This is a genomic window from Bradyrhizobium frederickii, assembly GCF_004570865.1.
Lineage (GTDB): Bacteria > Pseudomonadota > Alphaproteobacteria > Rhizobiales > Xanthobacteraceae > Bradyrhizobium > Bradyrhizobium frederickii.
In genome coordinates this window covers 1-3403 of the sequence record NZ_SPQS01000082.1, presented here as the reverse complement: position 1 = coordinate 3403, position 3403 = coordinate 1, and the positions used below count along the sequence as shown (strand labels likewise).

The following is a 3403-nucleotide window of genomic DNA, read 5'->3' as shown; positions in this document are numbered from 1 at the left end:
ACCGGAGCCTATCCAGTCGCAGTTCCCCCAGGCACTGCGGGCTTCCTGAAAACTGAAGCGCGCTTTTGAAGGTAACGTCACCACGCGGCGAACGATGGCCTCTTCCAGCCAGCACAGAAACATCTGGCTCGCCTGACGGGATGCGACGAATTTTCGCCGCCCCATAAAGTACGCCCACGACTCGTTCGCACTGGCCCGTGCCGTGGAGTAGCTCATCTGGGCGTAATTCCGGGAAAGCTGCTCATACGAGACACCCAGCCCGGCAGCGATATACCGCAGCAGTGACTGCTCAAACACGGAGTAGCCGTTATCCGTATCCTGAGCCGTCTGCAGGTTCAGTGAGTCACCCGGCATCAGGTGCGGTACTTTTGCGCCTCCCAGCCGGACCGGCGCTGCGGCGTAATACGCGGCAATTTCACCAATCCAGCCGGTCAGCCTTTCCCGCTGCTCCTGACTGTTCGCGCCCAGAATAAAATCCATCGCTGACTGCGTATCCAGCTCACTCTCAATGGTGGCGGCATACATCGCCTTCACAATGGCGCTCTGCAGCTGCGTGTTCTGCAGCGTGTCGAGCATCTTCATCTGCTCCATCACGCTGTAAAACACATTTGCACCGCGAGTCTGCCCGTCCTCCACGGGTTCAAAAACGTGAATGAACGAGGCGCGCCCGCCGGGTAACTCACGGGGTATCCATGTCCATTTCTGCGGCATCCAGCCAGGATACCCGTCCTCGCTGACGTAATATCCCAGCGCCGCACCGCTGTCATTAATCTGCACACCGGCACGGCAGTTCCGGCTGTCGCCGGTATTGTTCGGGTTGCTGATGCGCTTCGGGCTGACCATCCGGAACTGTGTCCGGAAAAGCCGCGACGAACTGGTATCCCAGGTGGCCTGAACGAACAGTTCACCGTTAAAGGCGTGCATGGCCACACCTTCCCGAATCATCATGGTAAACGTGCGTTTTCGCTCAACGTCAATGCAGCAGCAGTCATCCTCGGCAAACTCTTTCCATGCCGCTTCAACCTCGCGGGAAAAGGCACGGGCTTCTTCCTCCCCGATGCCCAGATAGCGCCAGCTTGGGCGATGACTGAGCCGGAAAAAAGACCCGACGATATGATCCTGATGCAGCTGGATGGCGTTGGCGGCATAGCCGTTATTGCGTACCAGATCGTCTGCGCGGGCATTGCCACGGGTAAAGTTGGGCAACAGGGCTGCATCCACACTTTCACTCGGTGGGTTCCACGACCGCAACTGCCCTCCAAATCCGCTGCCACCGCCGTGATAACCGGCATATTCGCGCAGCGATGTCATGCCGTCCGGCCCCAGAAGGGTGGGAATGGTGGGCGTTTTCATACATAAAATCCTGCAGGTCCCCTGCGTCGCTGTGTCATGCCGGTCTGCACTTCCAGCTCTGCAATATATTTTTTCAGGTCAGACACGGAAGTGGCCGTAAACTCCACCCTTCGTCCGTCTTTCTGTACTGTTGCCACCCGTTTACCTGTCATCAGGTCATGCAGTGCCGCACGGGCAGCGGCAAGTTCTTCCTGTCGCGTCATTCATCCTCTCCGGATAAGGCACGGGCGTAATCTGCCAGTGTTTTCTTGTTGGTTGCTGCACCATCCTCTTCCTGCAGGCTCGCCAGCAGCGCACTGAGATCCAGCTGCCAGCGGGAAATACTGATGCGCAGCGCCGCCAGCGCATAAACGAAGCAGTCGAGTGCCTCATTGCGTCGCTTTTTGCTGTCCCACAGTATTTTTTTCCTGCCATCCACCCATTTTTCGACCTGCTCTTCAGCAGTCAGCTGCTGCGCTTCGGTCAGATCAAAAATATCCGGGTTATTCGGGAAGTGAACGGCACCGGGAAGCGGTTCATCCCCTTCCGGCGTCAGTGTGAAGCGGTTATAAATCTGCTCTTTCGCGGTATCCGTACCGATTTCGGTAAGGTAAACCCCGTTTTTGTTTCGCTTACGTGGCATGCTGGCCACCGGCTTTCCGTAGACGGATGCCCCTTTAATGGGGATCACCCGGAACAGCCCATGTTTTTTCGAGCGTTCATACACAATGGTCGGGTCAATCCCGCCAGTATCCCAGCAGATACGGGATATCGACATTTCTGCACCATTCCGGCGGGTATAGGTTTTATTGATGGCCTCATCCACACGCAGCAGCGTCTGTTCATCGTCGTGGCGGCCCATAATAATCTGCCGGTCAATCAGCCAGCTTTCCTCACCCGGCCCCCATCCCCATACGCGCATTTCGTAGCGGTCCAGCTGGGAGTCGATACCGGCGGTCAGGTAAGCCACACGGTCAGGAACGGGCGCTGAATAATGCTCTTTCCGCTCTGCCATCACTTCAGCATCCGGACGTTCGCCAATTTTCGCCTCCCACGTCTCACCGAGCGTGGTGTTTACGAAGGTTTTACGTTTTCCCGTATCCCCTTTCGTTTTCATCCAGTCTTTGACAATCTGCACCCAGGTGGTGAACGGGCTGTACGCTGTCCAGATGTGAAAGGTCACACTGTCAGGTGGCTCAATCTCTTCACCGGATGACGAAAACCAGAGAATGCCATCACGGGTCCAGATCCCGGTCTTTTCGCAGATATAACGGGCATCAGTAAAGTCCAGCTCCTGCTGGCGGATGACGCAGGCATTATGCTCGCAGAGATAAAACACGCTGGAGGGGTCATCCGGCGTCCATTTGAGGCCAAACGGCGTCTCTTTGTCGCCAAATTTAAGATACTGCTCCTCCCCGCAATGCGGGCAGGCAACATGAAAACGCATAAAATGCGGGGATTCACTGGCTGCACGCTCAATCTGACAGGTGCCTCTCACTTTTGGCGTGGAGCCACGGATGGACTTTGGCCAGACCGAGCCTTCAATACGCTTGTCACCCAGGAACGTCGGAGAGCCTTCCTGTTCAATATCATCATCAAAAGCAGCAAGTTCATCATAACCCGCCACATCCACCGACTTTTCACGGTAGTTTTTTGCCGCTTTACCGCCCAGGCACCAGAAGCCACGCCCATTAGTGAAACGCTTCATGGTGAGCGTGTTATCCCGGTGCTTTTTGCCATACCACGGGGCCAGCGCCAGCAGCGACGGAATATCACGAATAGTCGGCTCAACGTGGGTTTTCATAAAGTTCTCGGCATCACCATCCGTCGGCAACCAGATAAGGGTGTTGCGCTGCTTATGCTCTATAAAGTAGGCATAAACACCCAGCAGCATTTTGGAATAACCGACACGGGCAGACTTCACCACATTCACCTCACGGATGTAGTCGCTGCCCATCGCATTCATGATGGCCCGCTGAAAGGGCAGTGTTTCCCAGCGCCCTTCCTGGTATGCGGATTCTTTCGGGAGATAGTAATTAGCATCCGCCCATTCAACGGCGGTCTGTGGCTC

Annotated in this window: 3 protein-coding genes; all 3 read right to left on the bottom strand. The window is 55.9% G+C overall.

The window, feature by feature from the left end:
• A partial coding sequence (locus E4K64_RS39255) for a phage portal protein (protein WP_135167610.1) occupies positions 1-1353 on the bottom strand: 1353 nt, incomplete at its 3' end.
• Positions 1350-1556 (bottom strand): phage head-tail joining protein, encoded by a 207-nt coding sequence (locus E4K64_RS39250; protein WP_000198149.1) that lies wholly within the window; start codon positions 1554-1556, stop codon positions 1350-1352. The genes E4K64_RS39250 and E4K64_RS39255, both read right to left, overlap by 4 nt.
• A partial coding sequence (locus tag E4K64_RS39245; RefSeq protein ID WP_209312016.1) for a phage terminase large subunit family protein occupies positions 1553-3403 on the bottom strand: 1851 nt, incomplete at its 5' end. The genes E4K64_RS39245 and E4K64_RS39250, both read right to left, overlap by 4 nt.

Excerpts from the sequence above, each read along its gene's own strand:
- E4K64_RS39250 (WP_000198149.1), bottom strand. The coding sequence starts at position 1,556 with ATGACGCGACAGGAAGAACTTGCCGCTGCCCGTGCGGCACTGCATGAC.